The following is a 26,217-nucleotide window of genomic DNA, read 5'->3' on the forward strand; positions in this document are numbered from 1 at the left end:
GTGGAATGCGTGAAAGGTACCGCCTGTGTCGCACGACGAACGGAAACCGGGCCAACGGCTGCGGCTGCCGGTGAAGGCGGCCCTCCCGGGCCGTCACCCGCACGAGGGCGAGCCGCCGGTGACGGACCGGGTGGTGTTCGGCGTGACGGCGGCCCTCACCCTCGCCTTCGTCGTCTGGGGGTCCACCGCCACCAAGTCGCTGGAGACCGTCTCCGACACCATGCTGAGCGGCCTGATGCACAACGGCGGCTGGGCGTTCGTCCTGGCCGCCTCGGGCTTCGTCGTCTTCGCGCTCTGGCTCGCCATCAGCCGCTACGGCCGGATCAAGCTCGGCCAGGAGCACGAGCAGCCGGAGTTCCGCACCGTCTCGTGGGTCGCGATGATGTTCAGCGCGGGCATGGGCATCGGCCTGATGTTCTACGGCGTCAGCGAGCCGCTCGCGCACTACACCACGCCGCCGCCCGGCACGGACCCGGCCGACTCGGCGGACCGCATGCAGACGGCCCTGGCCACCACGCTGTTCCACTGGACCCTCCACCCCTGGGCCATCTACGCCGTGGTCGGCCTCGCCATCGCGTACAGCACGTTCCGGCGCCGCCGGCGGCAGACCATCAGTGCCGTGTTCGAGCCGCTGATCGGCAGGAAGCACGCGTCGGGGGCGGCCGGCCGTGTGATCGACATCCTGGCGATCTTCGCCACGCTCTTCGGGTCGGCGACCTCGCTCGGCCTCGGCGCCCTGCAGATCGGCAGCGGCTTCCAGGAGCTGGGGTGGCTGGAGCGGGCCGGGGTCGGGCTGCTCGTCACCATCATCGCCGTGCTGACGGTGGGCTTCGTGCTCTCCGCCGTGTCCGGGGTGGAACGGGGCATCCAGTGGCTGTCCAACACCAACATGGTGCTCGCCGTCGTCCTCGCCCTGTTCGTCTTCGTCGCCGGGCCGACGATCCTCGTCCTCGACCTCGTCCCCACCTCGCTCGCCGCCTACATCGGCGACCTGGCGCAGCTCGCCGGGCGCACGGAGGCGGCGACCGGGGGAGGGGGCGTCGCCGACTGGCTGAGCGACTGGACCGTCTTCTACTGGGCGTGGTGGATCTCGTGGACGCCGTTCGTCGGCATGTTCATCGCCCGCATCAGCCGGGGCCGCACGATCCGCCAGTTCATCGGCGGCGTCATCCTCGTCCCGAGTACCGTCAGCCTGGTCTGGTTCGCCATCTTCGGCGGTACGGCGATGAGGCTGCAGGAGCGCAACCGGCTCGGCGACGAGACGACGCCCGAGGGGCAGCTCTTCGGCGTCCTGCAGGAGTTCCCGATCGCCGGCGTGATGAGCCTGGTGGTCATGATCCTGGTGGCGATCTTCTTCATCTCCGGCGCGGACGCCGCCTCCATCGTCATGGGCACGCTCTCCCAGCAGGGCACCTTCGAACCGGCCCGGTTCGTGGTCGTCTTCTGGGGGGTGGTGACCGGGGGTGTGGCGGCGGTGATGCTGCTCGTCGGCGAGGGCAAGGGCGACGCGCTCGCCGGCCTCCAGCACCTGACGATCCTCGTCGCGGCCCCGTTCGTACTCGTGATGCTCGGCATGTGCTGGTCGTTGATGCGCGACCTCCGCGACGACCCGCTGATCGTGCGCGGCCAGCTCGCCGAGGAGGCCGTGGAGGAGGCCGTGATCGCGGGGCACGAGAAGTACGAGGGCGACTTCGAGATCCGCATCGGCCCGGGTCCGGAGCACACCGGCAGGACCGGACCGGAGGAGCCCGACGCCGGTCCGGAGCCGGGTGCTGACGGACCGTCACCGGGACGCTGACGGGCCGTCCGGGCGCCCGCAACACGTACGCTATGGTTACCAATCGGTAATGATCACCCCCCACAACGGGCTTGTCATGCCCGGAAGTTGGAGTTCCATATGCGTGTACGTATCCCCGCTCTCGCCATCGGCGCGCTGATCGCCGGCGGCCTTCTGCTCGGCGGCGCCCCCGCCGCGCAGCAGCCGTCGCTGGAGATCACGGCCGGCCACAGCACCTGCAACGTCCGGCAGATGCAGGCGGAGATCAAGGAGAAGCGGGATCGGGCGAAGCGCCTGGAGCGCGACGGCGCCCCGCGTGAGGCTGCCAAGGTCCGCGCCGAGGCCAACGCCATCGAGAAGAGGATGAGGGCCTGCATCAAGGCCGACGAGGACATGAGCAAGCCCTTCCCGGGCTGACCCCTCCGCTCCCCGGGCGGCTCGTCCGGTGACGCGCGCAACGCGCGTGCCACCGGCAGCGCCTGACGGAGTGCATGCTCTCCGGCCCGGCCGGCCCGTTCCCGGACGCGCCGCCCGGGAACCGCGAAAGGGCCGCCACCGGCGGCCCTTTCGGCATGTACGGGCGTACGGCGTACGGGCCTCGGGCGGCGCGGGCCCTCGCCGGCGGCGGGCCGTTGCGGCCGGTGCGGCGCGGCGGCGCCCGGCGGGGGCACCGGAGGCGGGGCCCGGCGGTGCGTGGCCTTTCCGGTCTGCGGGAGCTGCGGGCGCGGGTGCCGGCACGGCGGGTGCGCGGGGTGCGGGTCGTGCTGAGAGGGAGAGCCCGCGGCCCGGGGTGTCTCCGGTCGGCCGGGTACTGCGGCGCGGGCGCCGGTGCCGGAACCGGCACCGCGGGCGGGGGCACCGGAGGCGGGGCCCGGCCTTTCCGGTCTGCGGGAGCTGCGGGCGCGGGTGCCGGGGCAGCACAGCCGCAGCGCGGGGGGCTCGCCGGTCGGTGGGTCCACGCCGGGGTGTCAGTCGTGGCGGAGCGCCAGCGACGCCGCCTCCCGTGCGCAGCCCCACGCCACCGTCACGCCCGCCCCGCCGTGGCCGTAGTTGTGCACCAGCACCCCGCCGCCGGCCAAGGGCTCCGCGTCGAGCCGTACCCCGCCCGCCCGTACCGGGCGCAGGCCCACCCGGTGCCCGAGGACGCGGGCGTGCGCGATGTCCGGGTGGACGCGCGCGCACCGGGCCACGATCGCCGCGGCCGTGCGGGCATCGGGTTCCGTGCGCTCGTCGCCGTCCTCCGCCGTGCCGCCCAGCACGAGCCGCCCCGGCTGCGGGAAGAAGTACGTCGTCGTGCTGTCCGCGGCGTCCGCCGCGGTGAACCACTCCTCGATCCCCGGGTTCTCCACCAGCACCAACTGGCCCCGCACCGGCCGCAGCGACGGGTCGGGCACGAGCTCGCGCGCGCCGAGTCCTGTGCAGTTGACCACCACGGGCGCTCGCGCCGCCGCCGGGGCGAAGGACGTCACCCCGCGCGTCTCGACGGTCCCGCCCGCCGCCTCCAGCCGGGAACGCAGCCACGCCAGGTGCACCGGCATGTCGATCAGGGGCAGCCGGGCCGCCAGCGCGCCGGAGGCCAGCTGCCGCAGTTCCGCGACCTCGCCCGCCCACCGGCCCAGCCCCGCGAGGGCGGTGTCCGCATGGATGCCCGCCACCATCCGTACGCCCGTCGCCGCCGGATCCGCGGCGAGTTCCTCGTACGTCCGAAGCGTCGCCGAGGCCCAGGCACCCACCCGTTCCTCCGGTTCGATGCGGTAGGGCCACCACAGGGCACCCGCCACCGCCGAGGTCGTGGCGTCCGGTGCGTCGCGCGTCCACACGCGCACCCGTCGGCCCCGCTCCGCCAGGACGACGGCGGTCGTCAGGCCGATCACGCCGCCGCCCACCACGATCACGTCACCGCTCATGACGGGACGGTAGCCGACCGCTCCGCGGCGGGAATACTCCCGGCATGCCTGCCGAGCACGAGCACGAGCACGCCCCCGCCCACGCCTCCTTCGCCCTGGCCCCGGCTGTCCGGGCCGGTGCCGTCCTGGCCGGCGGCGGCTACCGGGTGCACCGCGACTTCATGGACTTCATCGTCGACGGACACCCGCTGCTCCATCAGCTCTCCGACCTCGACGCCGTGTCCCCGCTCGCCTCCGACGTACCGCCCGCCGTGATCACCGGCCATGTGCGCCGGCTGCTGCTGGAGGCGGATGCTCCCCTTCCCGACGGGCGGTACGTCATCTACGGGTGCCCCGAATGCGAGGACCTCGGCTGCGGCGCCGTCACCGCTGTGATCGAGCGGGACGGCGACGACGTCGTGTGGCGCGACTTCGCCTGGCAGACCGACGAGACCGCCGACCTGGAACGCAACGGCTACCACGGCATCGGCCCCTTCCGCTTCCGCGGCGAGGAGTACCGCACCGAGCTGGAGCGGCTCCTGACCGGCGGTCCCGGGGTGCACGGCGACTCCGCGGACCCGGCGGACCCCGGCCCTCCCGGCAGCGCGGACGGGACCACCGCCCCGGTACGCCACCGCGTCCTGCTGATCGGCGCGCGCGTCGCGATCCTCGCCCGCCTCGCCGCCGCCCTGCGCGGCATCGGCGTCGGCGCCGACATCGCGGAGGACGCCACCAACGTGCCGCCCGAGGAACTGCGCGCCTACGACGCGGTGGCGTTCGGCCGGGCGGTCGGGGAGGAGCGGCGCGCCGCCGTGCGGGACGCCTTCCGCCGGGCGGGCGCGGACATCGCGTACGTCGACGGGCTCGCCCCCGTCATCCCGCTGCTCGTCGCGCAGATCGAGCATGCCCTGGACCGCACCCCCTTGCCGAGGCGGCGCCTGACCGGCCTGACCGTGGCCGACAGCGAGGCGGTCGTGGAGGTCACCTCCGCCTGCCGCGTCCAGCTGGTCGCGTACCGGCTCGACCGCCTCCACCGCACCCGCACCCACGAGCTCTTCGACGGCGTCCTGGAACCGGGCAGCCACCGCATCCCGCTGGGGACACGGGCGGCCAGGGGTGGCTCGTACCTGGTCGCGCGCACCATGGACAGCGTGCTGGTCGCACCGGCGACGGCCTGAGCGGCCTGGCGAGGATGACGTTGCCGCGGCGCGCCGGGGCGGGCCTCAGCAGGCCGCTGGGCCCGGACGCCCTGGGCCGGTTCGGGGCCGGGAGGCGGCGGAGACCCGTCCGGCGGGCGGGCGGGGCTCCGGCGGACACTCTCCGGGGCCGGTCCCGCCGAGCAGGACGGGCACGGCGCGGGCCACCGGGCACCCTTTAGGATCGACCACCTGATGACTGCCACCCTCGTCGCCAAGGACCTCGCCGCCGGCCACGGCGAACGCTCCCTCTTCTCCGGTCTGGACCTCGTCGTGGCGCCCGGAGACGTGATCGGCCTCGTCGGCGCCAACGGCGCCGGCAAGTCGACCCTGCTGCGCCTCCTCGCCGGGCTCGACACGCCCGAGCAGGGGCAGCTGCGCCTGTCGCCGCCCGCCGCCACGGTCGGTCACCTCCCGCAGGAGCCGGAGCGGCGCGAGGGCGAGACCGTACGCGGCTTCCTCGCCCGCCGCACCGGCGTCGCCGCCGCGCAGACAGCGATGGACGAGGCCACCCAGGCCCTCGTCGACGGTGCCCCGGGCGCCGACGACGCGTACGCCACCGCACTGGAACGCTGGCTCGGCCTCGGTGGCGCGGACCTCGACGAGCGCGCCGAGGAGGTCGCCGGCTCGCTCGGCCTGACCGTCGGCCTCGACCAGCCGATGACCGCGCTCTCCGGCGGCCAGGCCGCCCGCGCCGGACTCGCCTCGCTCCTGCTGTCCCGTTACGACGTGTTCCTGCTCGACGAGCCGACCAACGACCTCGACCTGGACGGTCTGGAGCGCCTGGAGCGTTTCGTCACCGGTCTGCGCGCCGGGACCGTCGTCATCAGCCACGACCGCGAGTTCCTCGCCCGCACCGTCACCAAGGTCCTCGAACTGGACCTGGTCCAGCAGCGGATCACCCTCTACGGCGGCGGCTACGAGGCGTACCTGGAGGAGCGCGAGACAGCCCGCCGCCACGCCCGCGAGGACTACGAGGAGTACGCCGACAAGAAGGCCGCCCTCGAGGACCGCGCCCAGATGCAGCGCTCCTGGATGGACAAGGGCGTCAAGAACGCACGCCGCAAGGCGGGCGGCGACAACGACAAGATCGGCCGCAAGTTCCGCAGCGAGGCCAGCGAGAAGCAGGCCGCCAAGGCCCGTCAGACACAGCGCATGATCGAGCGCCTCGACGCGGTCGAGGAGCCCCGCAAGGAATGGGAGCTGCGGATGGAGATCGCCACCGCCCCGCGCTCCGGCGCGGTCGTGGCGACCCTGCGCGACGCGGAGGTGCGGCGCGGCGACTTCCGCTTCGGACCGGCCTCGCTCCAGGTCGACTGGGCCGACCGGGTCGCGATCACGGGGGCCAACGGCGCCGGCAAGTCCACCCTGCTCGCCGCGCTCCTCGGCCGCCTCCCACTGGACGCGGGCCACTGCGCCCTCGGCTCCGGGGTCGTCGTGGGGGAGGTGGACCAGGCGCGCCGCCTCTTCCACGGGACCCTGTCCCTGCTGGACGCGTTCTGCGCGGCGGTGCCCGACACCGAACCGGCCGACGTACGCACCCTGCTGGCGAAGTTCGGCCTCAAGGCCCAGCACGTGCTGCGCCCCGCCGCCTCCCTCTCGCCCGGCGAACGCACCCGCGCCGCGCTCGCCCTGCTCCAGGGCCGGGGCGTGAACCTGTTGGTGCTGGACGAGCCGACGAACCACCTCGACCTGCCGGCCATCGAGCAGCTGGAGACGGCCCTCGACGCGTACACCGGCACACTGCTGCTGGTCACCCACGACCGCCGCATGCTCGACGCGGTCCGCACGACCCGCCGGGTCGAGGTGGCGGACGGCAAGGTCACCGAACTCTGACGCGCCCCGCCGCTACGGGCGGTCCTCGGGCTCCTCGTAGGTGTCCTCGGAGGCGTCCTCGCCGGGTCGGGGGCGCCCGGCGCGGTCCGGCCGGTCCGCGTCCGCGGCCCCGCGCTCCTTGTGCCGCGCCTCCCGCTTCTCCTCCTCCAGGTGCTTGCGGACTTCCTCGGGCTTTTCTCCGAGCTGGTTCATGACCGCCTCCGTCTGGCGCCTGTGGTCGTCGGACGACCTCGTGACGCGGTCAGGGTCACACAGCCCGCCGCCGCCCGCACGTCGTGGGGCGGGCGGGAACACCCTCCCGCCCCACGGTCACGGCCACCCGGGACGGCACCTCGGCACCGGGCGGCCCGGGGGAGGTCAGCGGCGGCCCTTGCCGCCGCCTCCTCCTCCGCCGAGCAGTCCCGCCTTGCGCAGGGCGTCCGCCATGGCACTGTTGGCGGGCGCCGGGGCCTGGGACGTACGGCCGCCGCCCCCGCCCTTGCCGCCGCCGGCCCCGCCCTTGCCGCCCCCGCCGCCCTTGCGCTGCTGCGGGGGCCGGCCGCCCCGCTCCCGCTTCGGCGCCGGAGCGCCGTCGGAGCCGGTGGTCTCGTCGTCCAGGCGCAGCGTCAGCGAGATCCGCTTGCGCGGGATGTCGACGTCCAGCACCTTCACCTTCACCACGTCACCCGGCTTCACCACCTCGCGCGGGTCCTTGACGAAGTTCCGGGACATGGCCGACACGTGGACGAGCCCGTCCTGGTGCACACCGACGTCCACGAAGGCACCGAACGCGGCCACGTTCGTGACGACACCCTCCAGCACCATCCCGGACTCCAGGTCGCCGATCTTCTCGACGCCCTCCTTGAAGGTGGCGGTCCTGAACGCGGGCCGCGGGTCGCGCCCCGGCTTCTCCAGCTCCCGCAGGATGTCCGTGACCGTCGGCAGACCGAAGGTCTCGTCCACGAAGTCGTCGGCCCGCAGCGACCGCAGCACCGACGTGTTGCCGATCAGCGACGCGACCTCGCCGCCCGTCGTCTTCACCATCCGCCGCACCACCGGGTACGCCTCGGGGTGCACGCTGGACGCGTCCAGCGGGTCGTCGCCGCCGCGGATCCGAAGGAAGCCGGCGCACTGCTCGTACGCCTTCGGGCCGAGTCGCGCCACGTCCTTGAGCGCCTTGCGTGAGCGGAAGGGGCCGTTGGCGTCCCGGTGGGCCACGATGTTCTCCGCGAGACCCGCACCGATCCCGGACACCCGCGAGAGCAGCGGCGCCGAGGCGGTGTTGACGTCGACGCCGACACCGTTCACACAGTCCTCGACCACCGCGTCGAGCGACCTGGACAGCTTCACCTCGGACAGGTCGTGCTGATACTGGCCGACGCCGATCGACTTGGGGTCGATCTTCACCAGCTCCGCGAGCGGGTCCTGCAGCCGCCGCGCGATCGACACGGCGCCGCGCAGCGACACGTCCAGGTCCGGCAGCTCCTGCGAGGCGAACGCGGACGCGGAGTACACCGAAGCGCCCGCCTCGGACACCATCACCTTCGTGAGCTTCAGCTCCGGGTGCTTCGCGATCAGTTCACCGGCCAGCTTGTCGGTCTCGCGCGAGGCCGTGCCGTTGCCGATGGCGACCAGCTCGACGGCGTGCTCCTTCGCGAGCCGCGCCAGGGTGGCCAGCGACTGGTCCCACTTGTTGGCCGGGACGTGGGGGTGGATCGTGTCGGTGGCGACGACCTTGCCGGTCGCGTCCACGACCGCGACCTTCACGCCCGTGCGGAAGCCGGGGTCGAGCCCGAGCGTCGCCCGCGTCCCGGCCGGCGCCGCGAGCAGCAGGTCACGCAGGTTGGCGGCGAAGACCCGTACCGCCTCGTCCTCCGCCGCCGTGCGCAGCCGCAGCCGGAGGTCGATGCCGAGGTGCACGAGGATCCGGGTGCGCCACGCCCAGCGGACCGTGTCGGCGAGCCACTTGTCGGCCGGCCGGCCACGCTGCGCGATCCCGAACCGGGCGGCGACGATGCCCTCGTAGGACGAGGGACCCTCGACCGGCTCCTCCGGTTCCAGGACGAGGTCGAGGACCTCCTCCTTCTCCCCGCGGAACATGGCCAGCACCCGGTGCGAGGGCAGCTCGGTGAAGGGCTCGGCGAAGTCGAAGTAGTCGGCGAACTTCGCGCCCGCCTCCTCCTTGCCCTCCCGGACCTTCGCCACCAGCCGTCCGCGCGTCCACATCCGCTCGCGCAGTTCGCCGATCAGGTCGGCGTCCTCCGAGAACCGCTCGGTGAGGATGGCGCGCGCGCCCTCCAGGGCGGCGGCCGGGTCCGCGACGCCCTTGCCGGCGTCGACGAACGCGGCGGCCGCGGCCGGCGGGTCCACCGACGGATCGCCGAGCAGCCTGTCGGCCAGCGGCTCCAGCCCGGCCTCCCGGGCGATCTGCGCCTTGGTGCGCCGCTTCGGCTTGAACGGCAGGTAGATGTCCTCCAGCCGCGCCTTGGTGTCGGCCGCGAGGATCCGCTCCCGCAGCTCCTCGGTGAGCTTGCCCTGCTCGCGTACGGAGTCGAGGATCGCGCTCCGCCGCTCCTCCAGCTCCCGCAGATAGCGCAGCCGCTCCTCGAGCGTGCGCAGCTGCGCGTCGTCGAGCATCTCGGTCGCTTCCTTGCGGTAGCGCGCGATGAACGGCACGGTCGACCCGCCGTCGAGCAGCTCGACGGCCGCCCTCACCTGCCGCTCCCGTACGCCGAGCTCCTCGGCGATCCTGCCTTCGATGGACGTCGTCACGGTGTCCCGACTCGCCTTCTCGTGCCTCCAGCTTGCCGTTGCATTCTGCCGGGTCGGCCCGCGACGTGTCGCGTGCCCCGGCGCCGGGGCGCGGCGCGTTCCGGCCGGGGCGGCGGCCTACGGCCGGTCGGCGAGGTCGTCCAGCACCCGCATCGCCTCGGCGTGGGCGCTCATCCGCAGGCTGACGGCGCCCACGGTGAGGAGGACCGATCCGGCGACGGCGAGCGGCACCGAAAGCCCCAGCACGGCCAGTGCCTCGGGCCAGTCCCGCTCGTCCGCGCACCGGTCACCGCGCCGGACACCGTCGTTGGCCGTCCCCGCATCGGTGAACAGGCGCGCGGCGCACTCCTCGGGATGGCGGTCGCCGGGCCCTTCGTCCACCTCGTACGGCGTGATCAGCAGCAGGGCGCACCACGTCCACAGCAGGGCCGCCACCGCCAGCAGCGCCGCTCCCAGACCCCGGGTCCGGGCGGCCCGGTCGCGGAAGTCCCGGTCGTACTCATGTGATCGCATGACGGAGGAACGTAGCAAGCGCCCGCACGGCGGCGATCACCGCGTGAGCGCGTACTCCAGGACGCGGCCGTCGACCGTCCCGACGAGCAGCCGGTCCCCGGGCGCGACCGCCAGGGACAGCCCGACGGTCGGCGCGCCGCCGACGCGGAGTTCCGTGCGCCACCGCACCGAGCCGTCACCGGCGTCCAGCGCCACCAGGGAGCCGGAGTTGCAGGTCACGTAGACCGTGGCACCGTCGGTGTCGAGGGCGGTCGCGGGATGGTCCGAGCGGTACCGCCACCGCACCGCGCCGTCGGTCAGGGACCGCCGTACGACGTACGCACCCCCGGGCTGGAGGCCGTGACCGTGGTGGACGGTTCCGGCGTGCACCAGGGACCGGCCGGTCTCCACGGCCGGACCGCCGCCGTGGTGCTCCTCCGCGGCCCACGAGTGCGGGAAGAGCCGTCGCAGCGTGCCGTCGGCCTCCAGGGCCGTGACCCACTTGTCCACGTGCGGTTCTCCGGGATCGGAACCGACGAGCAGGTACGGGCGGCCGGCGCGCCGCACCGGGAACGCGTGGTTGAACGGGTCGAAGCCGCTGACCCCGGGGCCTTCGGCCGGGCCCCCGGAGCGGAGCAGCACCAGCCGCCCGGTCCGCCCCCGGGGTACCTCCAGGGGCCGCAGGACGGTCCGCCCGCCGCCCGGGACGAGGACCACGGGCCCTTCGGGGTCCGCGGTCTCCAGCACCCGCCCTCCGTCGACCGCGATGCGGACGAGCCGGGTGGTCTCCCGGTCCGCCGGTGACCGGCGGCCGCGGCGTTCGGAGTTGGCCCAGACCGACGTCCCACCGGCTGCCGGCACGAGCTGCCGACCGCCCTGCTCGTCTCCGACGGCCCACTGCCGTTCGCCCGACGGGAGCCACGACTCCGCCAGGACCCCGTCCAGAGCCGCCAGTACGCGGCCGTCCTCCAGACCCTCCACGGCCCACACCCGGCGGCGCCGGGACCATGGCAGGCCGGCTTCCGCCGCGAGCTCCGCGAGGAGACGGCGGGCCTCCTCGGCGGAGTCCCGCACCGGCAGGGGCTCCGGGGGCGCGGCCAGCTCCCGCGCGCCGATCGCGCCGTCCGCGACCGCGCGCCAGTCGGCGCGTTCGACGACGGCCGTGTGCCCCTGCCCGTGGGCCCCGGGGTTGTCCCAGTCGTCCGGCGGCGAGAGGACCAGACGCAGCGCCGTACCGCTCAGCCACTCGACGGCGCGCACCTCCCGCCGGTCCTCCAGCGCGGAGACGACCGTCCCGGTGTCCAGGTCGACCAGGAGCAACTCGCCTTCGAAGAAGTAGCCGCCGTCGTAACCGCCGGTGGCGACGGCGAGCAGCGGAAGGACGGGATGGAAGGCGAGCGAGCGGACCGGGTACGAGGACCGCACCAGGTGCCGGCACCGCAGACCGTCCCGTTCGTAGACCCCGGCCCGGTGGCCCGTCCACTTCTGGTCCGCCGTTCCGTCGCCCGACCACTGGAGCCATCCGACGTCCCCGCCCACGGCGATCAGCCGCGAGCGGTCGTCCACGACGGCCACGGCGGGTTCACCGGTCTGCGCGAACGGCTCGTCGCCGAACACGCGCCGGACGTCCGGAACAAGGGGCATACGGTTCCCTCCTGGGGCGGCACACGCGAACGCCGCCCCGGGAGGCGGGACGGCGGTCCATGATCGCGTCGGGGCGGCGGTGCGCGCCAGTCCGTTCTGGGGGCGCCCCTCAGGCCCGGCGCGCCCTGCCGCCGTGCGAGGCCCCGCCGAAGAGCCGGGCCAGCAGCCGGAAGGGCAGGGTCACCACCGTGGCGACCGCGGAGCCGATCATGCGGAAGAAGTCGGCGATCGTACGCAAGGGGCACCTCCGTGTGCTCTCGGGTTGCCTCCTGCGGGTTGCCGCCGCGTACCTGCCGAAACGTCAGCCCTTGCCGACCAGGTCCTGCGGGAACGCGCCCGCCGTCGCGGCGGCGCCCAGGAAGACCCGCCCCAGCTCCGTCAGCCGCTCGACACCCGCGGCGCCGAGGTGTTCGTACGGGGCCGCGTCCAGGCGATCGGTGTGCTCCTCCAGCTCCGCGCGCAGCGCCGTGCCCGCCTCGGTCAGCTCGCCCCGCTCGTCCAGCACACCGCGCTCGCGCAGCCGGTCGGCCGCCGCGTCCCAGTCGCCGCGCCGCCAGCCGCGGGTGGCGAGGATCCAGCGGGGCGCCATGCCCTTGCCGGTCGCCGTGTGGCTGACCAGCGCCTCCAGCGGGTCGAGGCCGGCGGAGAGCAGGGCGACGAGGTGGGCGTCACCGCGGTGTTCGCGCAGCAGTGTCGCCGCGTGCCAGTAGGCGAGGTGCGGTTCCTCGGGCACCGGCAGGTCGGCATGCGCGGCGTACAGCGGCCGGGCGTGCCGGGTGCACCCTTCCGCGGCGCGCAGCGCGAGCCCGGCGGCCTCCGCCATCGCCTCCGAGGCGACCGTGTCGTCCCCGAGCAGCCGGCGCAGGGTGGTGTCGGCGGCCCGCAGCCGCGCGGCGAGCACGGCCGCGGGCGGGGCGACGTCCCAGACGGCCGGGAGGTGCTGGGCGATCAGCTCGTGGCTGAAGTTGTAGAAGGTGGCTGCGACGGTGCCGGGGCCCACGGCTCCCATGGCGGCGGCCCGGCCGGCGAAGTAGGCGGCGTTGGAGTCCTCGATGCCCAGTCCGGCGAGCTCCTTGGCGTAGTCGGGGGAGAAGTAGACCGTCGAGTGGAGCGGATTCAGGGCGTTGTGGCACCGGCGCCCGGCGCGCGGCGGCAGAGTCGTCATGGCGCCAGGTTACCGACTGGTTGGTACGCGCTCCATGGGCGGGAACCGATGGCAGAAAGGGTGGGATCTTCGTCCTTGCGGCCGTACCGCCGGCCCCGAAGGATGAAACGCATGACGAAGCGCCCCGTGCTCGTCGTCCTCTACGACGGCGTGCAGAGCCTGGACGTCACCGGACCGGTGGAGGTGTTCGCCGGAGCGGCCCGCTGCGGTCCCGCCGGTGACGCCTACCCCCTCCGCACCGCCTCGCTCGACGGCGCGCCCGTGCGCACCTGGAGCGGCCTGCGCCTGGCCGCCGACACCTCCCTCGCCGACGCCGGAGCGCCGCACACCCTGCTGGTGCCCGGCGGCGAAGGCTCCCTCCGGCCCGACCCGCGGCTGATCGACTGGCTGCGCCTGCACGCCCCGCGTGCCGAGCGCCTGGTCTCCGTCTGCACCGGCGCGCTGCTGCTCGCCCGGGCGGGCCTCCTCGACGGCCACCGCGTCACCACGCACTGGGCCTTCTGCGACCGCCTCGCCCGTGAGCACCCGGAGGTCACGGTCGACCCGGACCCGATCTTCGTACGGGACGGGAAACTGGCGACCTCCGCCGGTGTCACCGCGGGCATCGACCTCGCCCTGGCGCTCGTCGAGGAGGACCTCGGCCGCGAAGCGGCCCTCACCGTCGCCCGCCACCTCGTGGTCTTCCTGCGCCGCCCCGGCAACCAGGCGCAGTTCAGCGCCCAGCTCGCCGCCCAGACCGCCCGCCGCGAACCGCTGCGCGAACTGCAGCAGTTCATCACCGAGCACCCGGCCGCCGACCTCTCCGTGGAGGCCCTGGCCTCCCGGGCCCGCCTCTCACCACGCCACTTCGCCCGCGCCTTCCACGCGGAGACCGGCACGACACCCGGCCGCTACGTCGACCGCGTCCGTCTCGAACACGCCCGCCGCCTCCTGGAGGAGACCGCCGACGGCGTCCAGGAAGTGGCACGCGCCTCCGGCTACGGAACGCCGGAGGCCATGCGCCGCGCCTTCGTCAGGACGCTGGGCACCCCGCCGGCCGAGTACCGGCGGCGCTTCCACGCCCCCCTGCCCACCCGCTGAAAGGACAGCCTCCGCATGCAGATCGCCTTCCTCCTCTACGACGGCTTCACCGCGCTCGACGCCGTCGGCCCCTTCGAGATGATCAGCCACCTGCCCGGTGCGGAGACCGTCCTGGTCGCCAAGGAGGCCGGCCCGGTCCGCAACGACCAGGGCAACCTCGCCCTCGTGGCCGACCGCTCCCTCGCGGAGGTCACCCGGCCGGACATCGTCCTCGTCCCCGGCACCGGCGACTGGGAGCCCGTCGTCCGCGACGAGGAGACCCTCGACTGGCTGCGCACCGCCGACGCGACGAGCACCTGGACCACCTCCGTGTGCACCGGTGCGCTGATCCTGGGCGCCGCCGGACTCCTCGAAGGCCGCCGCGCCACCACCCACTGGCTCTCGCTGGACGAGCTGAAGGCGTACGGGGCCGAGCCGGCGGAGGAGCGGGTCGTCACCGACGGCAAGTACGTCACGGCCGCCGGAGTCTCCGCCGGCATCGACATGGGCCTGCATCTGCTCGGCCGGATCGCGGGCGACCGGCACGCCCGAACCGTCCAGCTCATCACCGAGTACGACCCGCAGCCCCCGTACGACGCGGGCTCCCCGGCCAAGGCCCCGGCGGAGATCGTCGCCTTCTGGCGCGACCGCTACGGGCAGGCCCCGGCGCCCCGCTAGGGCATCTCGTCCGGATCCCGCCGGGCTCGTGACGCCTGCACCTCGCGGCGTTGTCGTCGGTCGTCGCTGCCCCGCCGTGCGATGCGTCCCCCGGGCCCTGACGGGCCTGGGGCCCCATGCACCGGACGCCACTGCCCGATCCGGCCCGGTCCGCACGAAAGACCCGGGCCCGCGGTCCCGCGCCGCGGCCCGCCCGCTCCGGCAGGCCGTGCGGCCGTACCTCGCGCGGCCCGGCCGGGGCGCCGCCTACACGCCGTAGGTGAAGCGCGGCGACCGCCGCTCCAGGAAGGCGGCGATGCCCTCGGCGGTGTCGTCGCTGCCGCGTGCCTGATCCGCCCAGTGGCCGTCCCGGTCGGTGCGCCCCGCAGCGAACTCCTTCGCCGCCGCCTGGGTCAGCTGGGAACGGGAGGCGAGGATCCTGGTGAACTCCGCCACCCGTTTGCCGAGCTGCCCGGCCGGCAGCACCTCGTCCACCAGGCCGGTGCGCAGCGCCCGGTCGGTGTCGATCAACTCACCGGAGAAGAGCAGGTACTTGGCGGCCGAGGGACCCACCAGGGAGACCAGCCGACGGGTGGACGACGCCGGGTAGACGATGCCGAGCTTCGCCGGGGTCACGCCGAACAGCGCGCCCTCCTCGGCGAACCGCAGGTCGCAGGCGGCCGCGAGCTGGCTGCCGCCGCCCACGCAGTAGCCGCGCACGGCGGCGAGCGACGGCTTGGGGAAGGCGGCCAGCGCCTCTTCGGCACGCACCGCGAGGGCCTGCTGCTCGTCGCCCGGTTCGCGCAGCGACGCGATGTCCGCGCCGGCGCAGAAGGTGGTGCCCGCGCCGGTGAGCACCAGGACCCGGACGGCGCGGTCGGCGGCCAGCTCCGCGAGGAGCCCGGGCAGCGCCCGCCACATGGCGGCCGTCATCGCGTTGCGCTTGGCGGGGTTGCTGATGACGACCGTGGCGACGCCGTCCGTGACGCTGTGCTCCAGCTGCGGCTGCTGCTCCGTGCGCTCCATGCGCCGGATGCTATCCGGCGGGCCCGATCGTACGATCAAGAAGGGGGCGCCGTCCGGACGAGCGACAAGCAAGGAGGCGCGTGATGACCGGTACGACTCCGCCGCCCGGCCCCACTCCCACCCCCGATCCCGCTCCGGATCCCACCCCATCTCCCGGCCCCGGCCCTTCCCCCGGCCGGGTCCGGGAGGGGGAGCCCGGACCCGAGGCGGTGCGCCGGGAGGGCAGGCGGCTCAGCCGCAGCTTCGGTGCCGCAGGATCGTTTCCCTCGTGTCGACAAAGATGTCAGAAGACAATCCCGAGCGGTCGAACACCTGACTTTGGCATATCCACCCGGTCGGAATCCGTCGATAGTCGTTGACTTCTGGTCAACAGCCAGGCCGGAGGCGGCTCACTCCCAACACTCGATGCGTGGCGACAATCGAGCACGAGGGTGAGAGCCGGACCATCGAGAGCCGTGGGGGAACCCCGGCACGGCCACCGGTGTACGAAGGGGTCTGGCGTTTCACCGCTCCCGCCGTCGACCTCTCCGTACCCCAGGCCCGGCACGCCGTCAGGGATCTGCTGAAACGTCAAGGCGTCCCCGCCCACGACGACGTCGTACAGGGACTGCTGCTGATCGTCTCCGAGCTGGTGACCAACGCCGTGCGGCACGCGGCACTGTTGTCGCCCGAGGTCGCGGTCGAGGTGGGGATCGGCACCGAGTGGATCCGGGTGTCCGTCGAGGACAACCACCCCTACCGCCCCAAGGCGCTGGAGTCGGACGCCGCCCGCACGGGCGGGCGCGGACTGATGCTGGTCCGGGAGATCACGCGCGAGGCCGGTGGTGTGTGCGACGTCGAGCACACGGCGAGCGGCGGCAAGATCGTCTGGGCGGCGCTGCCGCTCAGACCCGGCCCGGCCGAGCCCTGAACCCCGTCACCGGAGCCCAGGGCACGGCCTCGCGCGTGGCTCACCAGCCGCCGCTCTCCCCGGTCAGTTCCTTGATCGCCGGACGCGCCGCGTCCAGCACCGTCATGAACCAGGCCGAGAACGGCGCCGACGCGTGCCGGTCCTCCAGCTCCTGCGCCGTCACGAACGCCGTCTCCTCCACCTCCTGCGGATCCGGCCGCAGCGGAGCCTGCACCATCCCGACGAAGAGGTGGTTGTACTCCTGCTCCACCAGACCCGACGCCGGGTCCGGGTGGTTGTAGCGGACCGTGCCCGCCTCGGCGAGCAGCGACGGCGACACGCCCAGCTCCTCGTGCACCCGCCGGGAGGCCGCCGCGAACGGCGCCTCGCCCGGATAGGGATGCCCGCAGCACGTGTTCGACCACACGCCGGGGGAGTGGTACTTCCCCAGCGCCCGCCGCTGCAGCAGCAGCCGGCCCGCCTCGTCGAAGAGGAACACCGAGAAGGCGCGGTGGAGCTGCCCCGGCGCCTGGTGGGCGGCGAGCTTCTCCGCGGTGCCGATGGTGGTGCCGTCCTCGTCGACCAGTTCGAGCATGATCGAGGGCTTGACTCCGTTCGACGAGTTGTTCGCCGCGGTGGCTGGTGTGATCGGCATGACCATCCTTCGCTTCGGTTCCCGGCCCTGTGGGGCAGTCTCAGTCTGCCGCACAAAAGCCGCTTGTCGGCACACGTCGGCCCGCGCCCGTGATGTCTGAGCCACCGGAGTGACGGGAGGTCAGACGCCGAAGGCCGGCGGATAGTGGATCCTGCCCCGCGGAACGGGTCCCGAAGAGTCCATGACCAGCGCCATCATCGCCTCGTCCGGCACCTCGAAGGGCGCATCGATCCCGTACCGGGAGGCCGGGGCGAATCCGAAGCGCGGGTAGTACTCCGGATGGCCGAGAACCAGTACCAGCCGCTCCCCGCGCAGCCGCGCGGCGTCCAGCACCGCCCGCACCACCGCCTGACCCGCGCCCTGCCGCTGGTACGCGGGTGCCACGGAGACCGGCGCGAGCGCCGCCGCCGGAGCGCCGCCGACCCGGCAGCGGGTGATCAGCGCGTGCGCCGCCACCGTGCCGTCCGGGGCCTGGGCGACGTACGACAGGCCGGGCAGCCAGGCGGCCGGATCCTCGCGCAGGGCGTCGACCAGGTCGGCCTCCGCCCCGGTGGTGAAGGCCGCGGCCGTGACCTCCCGTACGGCGCCCCGGTCGGCGTCCGTCTCCGGCCGGGTGTGCCAGCGGGCGTCGGCGGGCCGCAGGGCGTAGCCCCGGTAGCCGTACTCGGTGCCGTGCTCGCGGCGCAGGGCGATCTCCGCGCGCGTGGCGGCGAGGGCCTCGGCCATGCCGGGCGCCGACGGATCGGCGGCATCGGCCCGGGCATCGAGCGGCCCGTAGTACTCGTCCCAGTCGCTCTCGGGCTGCAGGTGCGTGCCGAGGACGTGGTACCCGGCCGCGACCGCCGCCGCCGTGTTGGCGGCGGAGGTGCGCAACGGGTAGTGGGCGTCCCAGAACGCCCGCGCCGCGGCGGACGGCTCTCCGGCTGTCCACTCGCACTCGGTGACGACGAGCGCGCCGCCGGGGGCGAGCAGTCGCCGCCACGAGCGCAGCGCGCGGTCGAAGCCGATCGCGTACGCCGAGCTCTCCGCCCAGACGAGGTCGAAGGACCCGTCGGGGTACGGCAGCTCGGCCATGTCGGCCGCGACCGTACGGACGGACGCGGCGAGCCCGCGGTCGGCCGCGGCCCGCCGCAGCTCGGCCAGGAACGGTTCGTGCAGGTCGACGGCCGTCACCTCGGCACCGGCCTCGGCGGCCAGCAGCAGCGCGGCGCGGCCGGGACCGCAGCCGAGGTCGAGCACCCGCGGACGCGCCGGGAGCGTGCCGGCGGCAGCGGCGAGACCGAGCAGTCGGCGGGTGGTGTCGTCGGAACCGGGTCCCTGCCGCGGCAGACCGTGGTGCAGGGAGAAGAAAGCATCGTGCAGAGCGTTGTCGGACAACGTGGAAACCCTTGGTGTGAGGCGGGCCCCGGCCGACGTACGGGACCGCCGGTCCTCACTCGTGGAACGAGGACCGGGGTCTTTCGCAGATCAGGTCAGCCGAGCACCCGAGGCTGAGGTTCGAGCTCGAGCGGGAAGGTCACCGCGACAGTCATCAACCTCAGCTCCTCTCACAGGCATGGACCGGACAACCGTATCAGTGGCAGAGCCTCGCCTCGTGCTCCGCGTGACCGCTCGGCTCCAGCTGGAACGTGCAGTGCTCGACGTCGAAGTGGTCGCCCAGGCAGTGCTGCAGGTCGTGGAGTATCTTCTCGTGCCCCACCGCGTCCAGCGCGCTCGGATCGACGACCACGTGCGCCGAGAGGACCGGCATCCCGGACGTGATCGTCCACGCGTGCAGGTCGTGGACGTCCTCCACCCCCGGCAGCGCCAGCATGTGGGCGCGCACCTCCGCCATGTCCACGCCCTTGGGCGCCGCCTCGAGCAGCACGTCGAGGGTCTCGCGCAGCAGCTTCACCGTGCGCGGCACGATCATCAGGCCGATCACCAGCGAGGCGATCGGGTCGGCGGCCTGCCAGCCGGTGGTGAGGATGACGCCCGCCGCGATCAGCACCGTCACCGAGCCGAGCGCGTCGGCCAGCACCTCCAGATACGCCCCGCGCACATTGAGGCTCTCCTGCTGCCCCCGCACCAGCAGGGAGAGGGAGATCATGTTGGCGATCAGGCCGAACAGCGCGAACGCGATCGTCAGGCCCCCCTTGGTCCCGGCCGGCGTGATGAACCGCTGCACCGCCTCGAAGAGCAGGAAGCCGCCGGCACCGAGCAGCAGCAGGCAGTTCGCCAGCGCGGCGAGGATCTCGGCCCGGGCGTACCCGTAGGTGCGCTTCGCGGTGGCGGGGCGGCCGGCGAAGTGGATCGCCATCAGGGCCATCGCCAGGCCGACCGCGTCGGTCGCCATGTGCGTGGCGTCCGCGATCAGCGCCAGGGAGTCGGCCATGACGCCGCCGATGATCTCGGCCACCATGACACAGAGCGTGATCGTGAGCGCGATCCGCAGCCGGCCCTTGTACGCGGCGGCCGCGGTGCCGGTCGGCGGCGGGCCCCCGTGCGTATGCCCGTGGTCGTGCCCAGCCCCCATGCGATGCCTCCAGCCGCTCGACAACACCTGTTCGAGCGGCCAGTGAACTACGGGTGGGGGGTATGTGCAAGCCGGGACTGAACACCGTTGTCATATGCTCTGACCTGCGGTGATGCCCGCAGGTCAGAGCGCCGGCCCCGCCGGATCGTCAGGGGGTTCGGCGCGCCTCGGGGTGGCGCAGGCACCAGCCCTCCCACGCCGACTCGACCATTTCGCGGACGCCGTACGACGCCGTCCAGCCCAGTTCCTCGGTGATCCGCTCGACCGACGCGACCGCCTTGGCGGCGTCGCCCGGCCGGCGCGCCTCGACCACCGGCTCGGCGGTGGCGCCGGTCACCTCGGCGACGAGCGCGGCGAGCTCCCGCACGGAGACCCCCTCGCCGCGGCCGATGTTGACCGTCAGGTCGCCGGGGCCGTCCTGTCCGGCCAGCCGGCGGGCGACGGCCAGGTGCGCGTCCGCGACGTCGGCGACGTGGATGTAGTCGCGGATGCAGGTGCCGTCCGGCGTCGGGTAGTCGGCGCCGAAGATCCGCGGAGCCTCGCCGCGGGTGATCCGGTCGAAGAACATCGGGATGATGTTGAACACGCCCGTGTCGGCCAGCTCCGGCCGCGCGGCCCCCGCCACGTTGAAGTAGCGCAGACAGGACGTCGCCATGCCGTGGGCCCGGCCCGCCGCGCGGACCAGCCACTCGCCCGCGAGCTTCGTCTCGCCGTAGGGATTGATCGGCGCGGTCGGCGCGGTCTCACCGATCAGCTCGGCGTCCGGAACGCCGTACACCGCCGCGGACGAGGAGAAGAGGAACCGCTTCACCCCGGCGGCGACCACGGCCTCCAGCAGCAGGGTCAGCCCGTGCACGTTCTCGCGGTAGTAATGGAGCGGCCGCTCGACCGACTCCCCGACCTGCTTCTTCGCCGCGAGGTGCACCACACCCGTGACGGCGTGCTCGGCGAGCGTCCGGTCGACCAGCTCACGGTCCGCGATCGACCCGCGCACCACGGGTATCGCGGCGGGCAGTCGTCCGGGAACGCCGGAGGACATCTCGTCGAGCACGACGACGCGCTCGCCGGCCTCCGCCATGGCGTGCGCCACATGGGCGCCGATGTATCCCGCTCCGCCTGTGATCAGCCAAGTCATGACGGTCAGCCTATGCCCTGGGGGTCGGCGGTTTGTGGGCCGAGGCGTGGATCGACCATGATGATCTCGGCCGCCCGCACCCCCGGAAGCCTCGGTGAACTTCGGCTTCCGTTCATCCGATAGCCTCAGCCGGCGTGCCGTCGCGCCCCCCGTCCCTGTCCGGCTCCAAGGAGTGAGTTCGTCTGTCGACCGCCATCCTCACCGGTCCTCCGGTACCCGGATCGCCGCTCGAGGGCGATCTGCGGTCGCTGGGCTTCGACGTCCGCACCGCCACGGACCCGCGGGAGACCGCCGCACTGCTCGCCGCCGTCCCGGCCGCCGAGCGCGTCGCGGTCGTCGACCCCCGCTTCGTCGGGCACGTCCACGCCCTCCGGCTCGCGCTGACGGACCCCCGCTTCCCGGCGGCCGCGGCCCCCGGCGCGCTGACGGCGCAGCCGGAGGCCCGCACCGCCCTGACCCGGGCGCTGACGTCGCTGCCGCCCGGGGCCGCCGCGACCGCCCCCGGCGCCCAGGACGACACGGACGGCACCGGGCCGGGGCCCGCCGCGGACACCCGCACCGCCGTCGTGACCCTGCCCGACCTCATCGCCGACGCGCTCCGCGCCGAGGGCGTCGACGTGCACCGGCCGGAGTTCGGGACGCTGGTCGCCGCCGTGCCGGCCGACCCGCAGAGCCGCAAGGAGACGCGGGACGCCGTCGAGGCCGTCGACGACGAGGCCGTACGGCTGCGCTCGGCCGTGAAGGCCCGCGACGGGTTCTTCACCACCTTCTTCATCAGCCCGTACTCGCGGTACATCGCCCGCTGGTGCGCCCGCCGGGGCCTCACCCCCAACCAGGTCACCACGGCCTCGCTGCTCACCGCCCTCGTCGCGGCGGGCTGTGCGGCGACCGGCACCCGCGGCGGGTTCGTCGCGGCCGGCGTCCTGCTGCTCCTCTCCTTCGTCCTGGACTGCACCGACGGGCAGCTCGCCCGCTACTCGCTGCAGTACTCGACGATGGGCGCGTGGCTCGACGCCACCTTCGACCGGGCCAAGGAGTACGCCTACTACGCGGGCCTCGCCCTGGGCGCCGCCCGCGGCGGGGACGACGTGTGGGCGCTCGCGCTCGGCGCGATGATCCTGCAGACCGGCCGCCACGTCGTGGACTTCTCCTTCAACGAGGCGAACCACGACGCCACTGCCAACACCAGCCCCACCGCCGCGCTCTCCGACAAGCTCGACAGCCGGGGCTGGACGGTGTGGGCGCGCCGGATGATAGTCCTGCCCATCGGTGAACGATGGGCCATGATCGCCGTGCTCACGGCGGTCACCACACCCCGCGTCGTCTTCTACGCCCTGCTCGTCGGCTGCGCCTTCGCCGCCTGCTACACCACCGCCGGCCGCCTCCTGCGGTCGGTCACCCGCCGGGCCCGCCGCACCGACCGCGCCGCCCTGGCCCTCGCCGACCTGGCCGACTCCGGTCCGCTCGCCCAGGGCTTCGCCGCGGCCTTCCGCGGCGCCGCCCGCGCCCTGCCCTCCTTCGCGCCCCCCGTCGCGGCACTGACCGGCGCCGCGGCCGTCGTCGCCACCGCGGCCCTCGCCCCGGCCGGCGGGCCCTGGCCGGCGGTCGCCGCCCTCGGCTACGCCTGCCTCTCGGGCCTGGCCGTCGCCCGCCCCCTCAAGGGCGCCCTCGACTGGCTCGTCCCGCCCTTCTTCCGGGCCGGCGAGTACCTCACGGTCCTCGCCCTCGCCGCCCGCTCCGACGCCCCGGGGGCGCTCCCCGCGGCATTCGGCCTGGTCGCGGCCGTCGCCTACCATCACTACGACACGGTCTACCGCATTCGCGGCGGCACCGGCGCGCCGCCCGCCTGGCTGGTGCGGACGATCGGCGGCCACGAGGGCCGCACGCTCGTGGTCGCGGTCCTCGCCGCGGCCCTGACGGCAGGCGACCACTTCACCGTCGCGCTCACCGTTCTCGCGGTGGCCGTCGCGCTGGTCGTGCTCGTGGAGTCCATCCGCTTCTGGGTGTCCTCCGGAGCACCCGCAGTACACGACGAAGGAGAACCCGCATGATCGGCCTCGTACTGGCAGCCGGTGCCGGACGGCGTCTGCGCCCCTACACCGACACGCTCCCGAAGGCCCTCGTGCCCGTCGACGGCGACCGGACGGTCCTCGACCTGACCCTCGCCAACTTCGCCGCCGTCGGCCTCACCGAGGCCGCCATCGTCGTCGGCTACCGCAAGGAGGCCGTGTACGAGCGCAGGGCCGCCCTGGAGGCCGCGTACGGCCTGAAGCTCACGCTGATCGACAACGACAAGGCCGAGGAGTGGAACAACGCCTACTCCCTGTGGTGCGCCCGTGACGTCCTGAAGGAGGGCGTCATCCTCGCCAACGGCGACACCGTGCACCCGGTCTCCGTCGAGCAGAACCTCCTCGCCGCCCGCGGCGACGGGCGGAGGATCATCCTCGCCCTCGACACGGTGAAGAAGCTTGCCGACGAGGAGATGAAGGTCGTCGTCGACGGCCAGGGCGTGCGCCGCATCACCAAGCTCATGGACCCGGCCACCGCCGACGGCGAGTACATCGGCGTCACCCTCATCGAGCCCGAGGCCGCCGAGCCCCTCGCCGACGCGCTGAAGACCACCTTCGAGCGCGACCCGGACCTGTACTACGAGGACGGCTACCAGGAGCTGGTCGACCGGGGCTTCCGGATCGACGTGGAGTCCATCGGCGACGTCAGGTGGGTCGAGATCGACAACCACGACGACCTCGCGAAGGGCCGTGGGATCGCGTGCCTGTACTGACCCGGCTCATCCCCTCACCCGTCGTCGTCGACATCCGCCGCGGGGCGATGGACGACCTGGCCGGCCTCCTCGCCGACCAGCGGATCTCCGCCTCCGGCAAGCTCGCCATGGCGATCAGCAACGGCTCCGGCCAGGCGCTGCGCGAAAAGCTCGCGCCGCTGCTCCCGGACGCCGACTGGTACCACGTGGCCGACGGCAGCATCGACTCCGCCGTGCGCCTCGCCGACGCCATCAGGGGCAAGCGGTACGACGCCGTCGTCGGAGTCGGCGGCGGCAAGATCCTCGACGTGACGAAGTACGCCGCGGCGAGGGTCGGCCTGCCCATGGTCTCCGTCGCGACGAACCTCTCGCACGACGGCATCTGCTCGCCCATCGCGACCCTCGACAACGACAACGGACGCGGCTCCTACGGTGTCCCCTCGCCGATCGCCATGGTCATCGACCTGGACGTGATCCGGCGGGCTCCGGCGCGGTTCGTCCGTTCCGGCATCGGTGAGGCGATCTCGAACCTCTCGGCGATCGCCGACTGGGAGCTCTCCCACCGGCACACCGGCGAGCAGATCGACGGCCTTGCCGCCGCCATGGCCCGTACGTCCGGTGAGTCGGTGCTGCGTCACCCGGGCGGCGTCGAGGACGACGAGCTCCTCATCGTGCTCGCCGAGGCTCTCGTCCTCGGCGGCATCGCCATGTCGATCAGCGGCGACTCCCGCCCCTCGTCGGGCGCCTGCCACGAGATCAGCCACGCCTTCGACCTGCTGTACCCCGGGCGCGCCGCGCTCCACGGCGAGCAGGTCGGACTCGGCGCCGCCTTCGCGATGCACCTGCGCGGCGCCCGCGAGCAGTCCGGGCTCTTCGCCGAGGTACTGCGCCGGCACGGCCTGCCGGTGCTGCCCGAGGAGATCGGGTTCTCCCCGGACGAGTTCGTCGCGGCCGTGGAGTACGCACCGCAGACCCGCCCCGGGCGCTTCACCATCCTCGAGCACCTCGACCTGTCCACCGACCAGATCAGGGACGCGTACGCCGACCATGCCAAGACCATCCGTAGCTGAACTCCGCCCGGTCGTCCATCCGGCGGGAGTGAAGGACCGGCGCAGCGGCGAGCACTGGGGCGGCCGCCTCTACATGCGCGAGATCTCGCTGCGCATCACCCGCCTGCTGGTCACCACCAAGGTCACGCCCAACCAGCTGACCTACGTGATGACCCTCTGCGGCGTGCTCGCCGCCCCGGCCCTGCTCGTGCCGGGCGTCTGGGGTGCCGTCCTCGGTGTGGTGGCGGTCCAGCTCTACCTGCTGCTCGACTGCGTCGACGGCGAGGTGGCCCGCTGGAAGAAGCAGTTCTCGCTCTCCGGCGTCTACCTGGACCGGGTCGGCGCCTACCTGTGCGACGCGGCGGTCCTGGTCGGCTTCGGCCTGCGCGCCGCGGACCTGTGGGGCAGCGGCCGGATCGACTGGCTGTGGGCCTTCCTCGGCACCCTGGCCGCGCTCGGCGCGATCCTGATCAAGGCCGAGACCGACCTGGTCGGTGTCGCCCGGCACCAGGGCGGGCTGCCGCCGGTCAAGGAGGCGGCCGCCGAGCCGCGCTCGTCCGGCATGGCGCTCGCCCGCCGGGCCGCCGGCGCGCTCAAGTTCCACCGGCTGATCCTCGGCATCGAGGCGTCCCTGCTCATCCTGGCCCTCGCGGTCGTGGACCAGGTCCGGGGCGACCTGTTCTTCTCCCGCCTCGGCGTCGCCGTGCTGGCCGGCATCGCGCTGCTCCAGACGGTGCTGCACCTGGTGTCCGTCCTCGCCTCCAGCAGGCTGAGGTGACGCGCATGAGACTCGGTGCCGTCATCATCACCATGGGCAACCGCCCCGACGACCTGCGCGCCCTCATCGAGTCCGTCCGCAAGCAGGACGGCGACCCGGTCGACATCGTCGTCGTCGGCAACGGCGCCCCGGTCACGGGCGTCCCCGACGGGGTGCGCACCATCGACCTCCCGGAGAACCTGGGCATCCCCGGCGGCCGCAATGTCGGCATCGAGGCCTTCGGGCCCCACGGCAGCGACGTCGACGCCCTGCTCTTCCTGGACGACGACGGCCTGCTGCCGAACACGGACACCGCCGAGCTCGTCCGCCGGGCCTTCGCCGCCGACCCGGAGCTGGGCATCATCAGCTTCCGGATCGCCGACCCGGACACCGGCGTCACCCAGCGCCGCCACGTACCGCGGCTGCGGGCCTCCGACCCGATGCGCTCCTCGCGGGTGACGACCTTCCTCGGTGGCGCCAACGCCGTCCGCACGAAGGTGTTCGCCGAGGTCGGCGGGCTGCCGGACGAGTTCTTCTACGCGCACGAGGAGACCGACCTCGCCTGGCGGGCGCTCGACGCCGGCTGGATGATCGACTACCGCGCGGACATGATCCTGTTCCACCCGACGACCGCGCCCTCCCGGCACGCCGTCTACCACCGGATGGTCGCCCGCAACCGCGTCTGGCTGGCCCGCCGCAACCTGCCCGCGCCGCTGGTACCCCTCTACCTCGGCGTCTGGCTGCTGCTCACCCTCGCCCGCCGCCCCTCGGCGCCCGCGCTGAAGGCGTGGTTCGGCGGGTTCCGGGAAGGCTGGACGAGCCCCTGCGGTCCCCGGCGCCCGATGAAGTGGCGTACCGTGTGGCGGCTGACGAGACTGGGCCGTCCTCCTGTCATCTGACAAGCTCGTACCGACAAGCACCGGGCGTACCCGGGACCTGGCCGCCACCTGACCCGCGCCCTTCCCGC

At 73.7% G+C, this 26,217-nt stretch carries 24 protein-coding genes; 12 read left to right on the top strand and 12 right to left on the bottom strand.

The window, feature by feature from the left end; translation table 11 throughout:
• Positions 1-25: 25 nt before the first annotated feature.
• Together IH00_RS0116795 and IH00_RS37370 are read left to right on the top strand one after the other, a co-directional pair.
• On the top strand, positions 26-1,798 hold the full coding sequence (locus IH00_RS0116795; protein WP_078887791.1) for a BCCT family transporter: 1,773 nt from the start codon (positions 26-28) through the stop codon (positions 1,796-1,798).
• Between the two features lie 99 nt (positions 1,799-1,897).
• A complete protein-coding gene (locus tag IH00_RS37370) occupies positions 1,898-2,194 on the top strand; it encodes a hypothetical protein (protein WP_039947018.1) in 297 nt (98 codons plus the stop codon).
• Positions 2,195-2,745: 551 nt separating this feature from the next.
• Here the strand turns inward: IH00_RS37370 and IH00_RS0116805 are convergent.
• Positions 2,746-3,684: an FAD-dependent oxidoreductase gene (locus tag IH00_RS0116805; RefSeq protein WP_031074350.1), complete on the bottom strand. Its 939-nt coding sequence runs from the start codon at positions 3,682-3,684 to the stop codon at positions 2,746-2,748.
• Between the two features lie 44 nt (positions 3,685-3,728).
• On the opposite strand from IH00_RS0116805, the gene IH00_RS0116810 reads away from it, so the two are divergent.
• Both IH00_RS0116810 and IH00_RS0116815 read left to right on the top strand, forming a co-directional pair.
• A complete protein-coding gene (locus tag IH00_RS0116810) occupies positions 3,729-4,841 on the top strand; it encodes a hypothetical protein (RefSeq protein WP_052411426.1) in 1,113 nt (370 codons plus the stop codon).
• A 213-nt stretch (positions 4,842-5,054) separates the two neighbouring features.
• Positions 5,055-6,695, top strand: a complete 1,641-nt coding sequence (locus tag IH00_RS0116815; protein ID WP_031074353.1) for an ABC-F family ATP-binding cassette domain-containing protein — start codon at positions 5,055-5,057, stop codon at positions 6,693-6,695.
• Positions 6,696-6,707: 12 nt separating this feature from the next.
• Here the strand turns inward: IH00_RS0116815 and IH00_RS0116820 are convergent, their stop codons facing one another.
• The 6 genes from IH00_RS0116820 to IH00_RS0116845 all read right to left on the bottom strand — a co-directional run bounded on the left by IH00_RS0116820 (position 6,708) and on the right by IH00_RS0116845 (position 12,747).
• The gene (locus IH00_RS0116820; RefSeq protein WP_031074355.1) at positions 6,708-6,887 is read right to left on the bottom strand and encodes a hypothetical protein; all 180 of its coding nucleotides are present in this window, start codon (positions 6,885-6,887) and stop codon (positions 6,708-6,710) included.
• A gap of 165 nt (positions 6,888-7,052) precedes the next feature.
• Positions 7,053-9,446 carry a Tex family protein gene (locus tag IH00_RS0116825; protein ID WP_031074357.1) on the bottom strand — a complete coding sequence of 798 codons (2,394 nt, stop codon included), beginning with the start codon at positions 9,444-9,446 and terminating at the stop codon, positions 7,053-7,055.
• A 117-nt stretch (positions 9,447-9,563) separates the two neighbouring features.
• Complete coding sequence (locus tag IH00_RS0116830; RefSeq protein WP_031074359.1) at positions 9,564-9,959, bottom strand: hypothetical protein; 396 nt, start codon at positions 9,957-9,959, stop codon at positions 9,564-9,566.
• A gap of 36 nt (positions 9,960-9,995) precedes the next feature.
• Positions 9,996-11,582 (bottom strand): outer membrane protein assembly factor BamB family protein, encoded by a 1,587-nt coding sequence (locus IH00_RS0116835; protein WP_031074362.1) that lies wholly within the window; start codon positions 11,580-11,582, stop codon positions 9,996-9,998.
• A gap of 109 nt (positions 11,583-11,691) precedes the next feature.
• Positions 11,692-11,820, bottom strand: coding sequence for an LPFR motif small protein (locus IH00_RS45065; protein WP_267882573.1), 129 nt, complete (start codon positions 11,818-11,820; stop codon positions 11,692-11,694).
• A 63-nt stretch (positions 11,821-11,883) separates the two neighbouring features.
• Positions 11,884-12,747, bottom strand: coding sequence for an SCO6745 family protein (locus IH00_RS0116845; protein ID WP_031074364.1), 864 nt, complete (start codon positions 12,745-12,747; stop codon positions 11,884-11,886).
• A 111-nt stretch (positions 12,748-12,858) separates the two neighbouring features.
• Here IH00_RS0116845 and IH00_RS0116850 point away from each other — a divergent pair, with 111 nt between their 5' ends.
• Entirely contained in the window at positions 12,859-13,827 is a 969-nt protein-coding gene (locus IH00_RS0116850; protein WP_031074366.1) for a GlxA family transcriptional regulator, read from the top strand.
• 15 nt (positions 13,828-13,842) lie between these two features.
• The gene (locus tag IH00_RS0116855; RefSeq protein ID WP_031074369.1) at positions 13,843-14,484 is read left to right on the top strand and encodes a DJ-1/PfpI family protein; all 642 of its coding nucleotides are present in this window, start codon (positions 13,843-13,845) and stop codon (positions 14,482-14,484) included.
• 246 nt (positions 14,485-14,730) lie between these two features.
• Here the strand turns inward: IH00_RS0116855 and IH00_RS0116860 are convergent, their stop codons facing one another.
• Positions 14,731-15,489, bottom strand: a complete 759-nt coding sequence (locus IH00_RS0116860) for an enoyl-CoA hydratase/isomerase family protein (RefSeq protein WP_031074371.1) — start codon at positions 15,487-15,489, stop codon at positions 14,731-14,733.
• 445 nt (positions 15,490-15,934) lie between these two features.
• On the opposite strand from IH00_RS0116860, the gene IH00_RS0116865 reads away from it, so the two are divergent.
• Positions 15,935-16,399, top strand: coding sequence for an ATP-binding protein (locus IH00_RS0116865; RefSeq protein WP_031074373.1), 465 nt, complete (start codon positions 15,935-15,937; stop codon positions 16,397-16,399).
• Positions 16,400-16,439: 40 nt separating this feature from the next.
• On the opposite strand, the gene idi is transcribed toward IH00_RS0116865, so the two are convergent.
• The 4 genes from idi to galE form a co-directional block, all read right to left on the bottom strand.
• Entirely contained in the window at positions 16,440-17,033 is a 594-nt protein-coding gene (idi, locus tag IH00_RS0116870; protein WP_031074374.1) for an isopentenyl-diphosphate Delta-isomerase, read from the bottom strand.
• 120 nt (positions 17,034-17,153) lie between these two features.
• Entirely contained in the window at positions 17,154-18,410 is a 1,257-nt protein-coding gene (locus IH00_RS0116875) for a bifunctional class I SAM-dependent methyltransferase/N-acetyltransferase (protein ID WP_031074376.1), read from the bottom strand.
• Between the two features lie 196 nt (positions 18,411-18,606).
• Complete coding sequence (locus tag IH00_RS0116880; RefSeq protein ID WP_031074378.1) at positions 18,607-19,548, bottom strand: cation diffusion facilitator family transporter; 942 nt, start codon at positions 19,546-19,548, stop codon at positions 18,607-18,609.
• 148 nt (positions 19,549-19,696) lie between these two features.
• Positions 19,697-20,683, bottom strand: a complete 987-nt coding sequence (gene galE / locus IH00_RS0116885; protein WP_031074380.1) for a UDP-glucose 4-epimerase GalE — start codon at positions 20,681-20,683, stop codon at positions 19,697-19,699.
• 182 nt (positions 20,684-20,865) lie between these two features.
• Between galE and IH00_RS0116895 the strand changes: the two genes are divergently transcribed.
• The 5 genes from IH00_RS0116895 to IH00_RS0116915 are packed head-to-tail and all read left to right on the top strand — an operon-like array spanning position 20,866 to position 26,149.
• The gene (locus IH00_RS0116895) at positions 20,866-22,734 is read left to right on the top strand and encodes a DUF5941 domain-containing protein (RefSeq protein WP_031074383.1); all 1,869 of its coding nucleotides are present in this window, start codon (positions 20,866-20,868) and stop codon (positions 22,732-22,734) included.
• A complete protein-coding gene (locus tag IH00_RS0116900) occupies positions 22,731-23,465 on the top strand; it encodes a phosphocholine cytidylyltransferase family protein (RefSeq protein ID WP_031074386.1) in 735 nt (244 codons plus the stop codon). The genes IH00_RS0116895 and IH00_RS0116900 overlap by 4 nt, the downstream gene beginning before the upstream one ends.
• Entirely contained in the window at positions 23,453-24,514 is a 1,062-nt protein-coding gene (locus tag IH00_RS0116905; RefSeq protein WP_031074388.1) for an iron-containing alcohol dehydrogenase family protein, read from the top strand. The genes IH00_RS0116900 and IH00_RS0116905 overlap by 13 nt, the downstream gene beginning before the upstream one ends.
• Positions 24,492-25,271 (top strand): CDP-alcohol phosphatidyltransferase family protein, encoded by a 780-nt coding sequence (locus IH00_RS0116910; RefSeq protein ID WP_052411427.1) that lies wholly within the window; start codon positions 24,492-24,494, stop codon positions 25,269-25,271. Before IH00_RS0116905 ends, IH00_RS0116910 begins: the two co-directional genes overlap by 23 nt.
• A 5-nt stretch (positions 25,272-25,276) precedes the next feature.
• Positions 25,277-26,149: a glycosyltransferase family 2 protein gene (locus IH00_RS0116915; protein ID WP_031074391.1), complete on the top strand. Its 873-nt coding sequence runs from the start codon at positions 25,277-25,279 to the stop codon at positions 26,147-26,149.
• Positions 26,150-26,217: the final 68 nt, after the last annotated feature.

Source organism: Streptomyces sp. NRRL S-118 (genome assembly GCF_000716335.1).
In the GTDB taxonomy this organism is placed as follows: Bacteria; Actinomycetota; Actinomycetes; order Streptomycetales; family Streptomycetaceae; genus Streptomyces.

Coding starts and splice junctions, on each gene's coding strand:
- idi (WP_031074374.1), bottom strand. CDS start 17,033: ATGCCGATCACACCAGCCACCGCGGCGAACAACTCGTCGAACGGAGTC.
- IH00_RS0116860 (WP_031074371.1), bottom strand. CDS start 15,489: ATGGAGCGCACGGAGCAGCAGCCGCAGCTGGAGCACAGCGTCACGGAC.
- IH00_RS37370 (WP_039947018.1), top strand. CDS start 1,898: ATGCGTGTACGTATCCCCGCTCTCGCCATCGGCGCGCTGATCGCCGGC.
- IH00_RS0116900 (WP_031074386.1), top strand. CDS start 22,731: ATGATCGGCCTCGTACTGGCAGCCGGTGCCGGACGGCGTCTGCGCCCC.
- IH00_RS0116845 (WP_031074364.1), bottom strand. CDS start 12,747: ATGACGACTCTGCCGCCGCGCGCCGGGCGCCGGTGCCACAACGCCCTG.
- galE (WP_031074380.1), bottom strand. CDS start 20,683: ATGACTTGGCTGATCACAGGCGGAGCGGGATACATCGGCGCCCATGTG.
- IH00_RS0116835 (WP_031074362.1), bottom strand. CDS start 11,582: ATGCCCCTTGTTCCGGACGTCCGGCGCGTGTTCGGCGACGAGCCGTTC.
- IH00_RS0116810 (WP_052411426.1), top strand. CDS start 3,729: ATGCCTGCCGAGCACGAGCACGAGCACGCCCCCGCCCACGCCTCCTTC.
- IH00_RS0116855 (WP_031074369.1), top strand. CDS start 13,843: ATGCAGATCGCCTTCCTCCTCTACGACGGCTTCACCGCGCTCGACGCC.
- IH00_RS0116820 (WP_031074355.1), bottom strand. CDS start 6,887: ATGAACCAGCTCGGAGAAAAGCCCGAGGAAGTCCGCAAGCACCTGGAG.
- IH00_RS0116850 (WP_031074366.1), top strand. CDS start 12,859: ATGACGAAGCGCCCCGTGCTCGTCGTCCTCTACGACGGCGTGCAGAGC.
- IH00_RS0116815 (WP_031074353.1), top strand. CDS start 5,055: ATGACTGCCACCCTCGTCGCCAAGGACCTCGCCGCCGGCCACGGCGAA.
- IH00_RS0116830 (WP_031074359.1), bottom strand. CDS start 9,959: ATGCGATCACATGAGTACGACCGGGACTTCCGCGACCGGGCCGCCCGG.
- IH00_RS0116910 (WP_052411427.1), top strand. CDS start 24,492: ATGCCAAGACCATCCGTAGCTGAACTCCGCCCGGTCGTCCATCCGGCG.
- IH00_RS0116915 (WP_031074391.1), top strand. CDS start 25,277: ATGAGACTCGGTGCCGTCATCATCACCATGGGCAACCGCCCCGACGAC.
- IH00_RS0116880 (WP_031074378.1), bottom strand. CDS start 19,548: ATGGGGGCTGGGCACGACCACGGGCATACGCACGGGGGCCCGCCGCCG.
- IH00_RS0116805 (WP_031074350.1), bottom strand. CDS start 3,684: ATGAGCGGTGACGTGATCGTGGTGGGCGGCGGCGTGATCGGCCTGACG.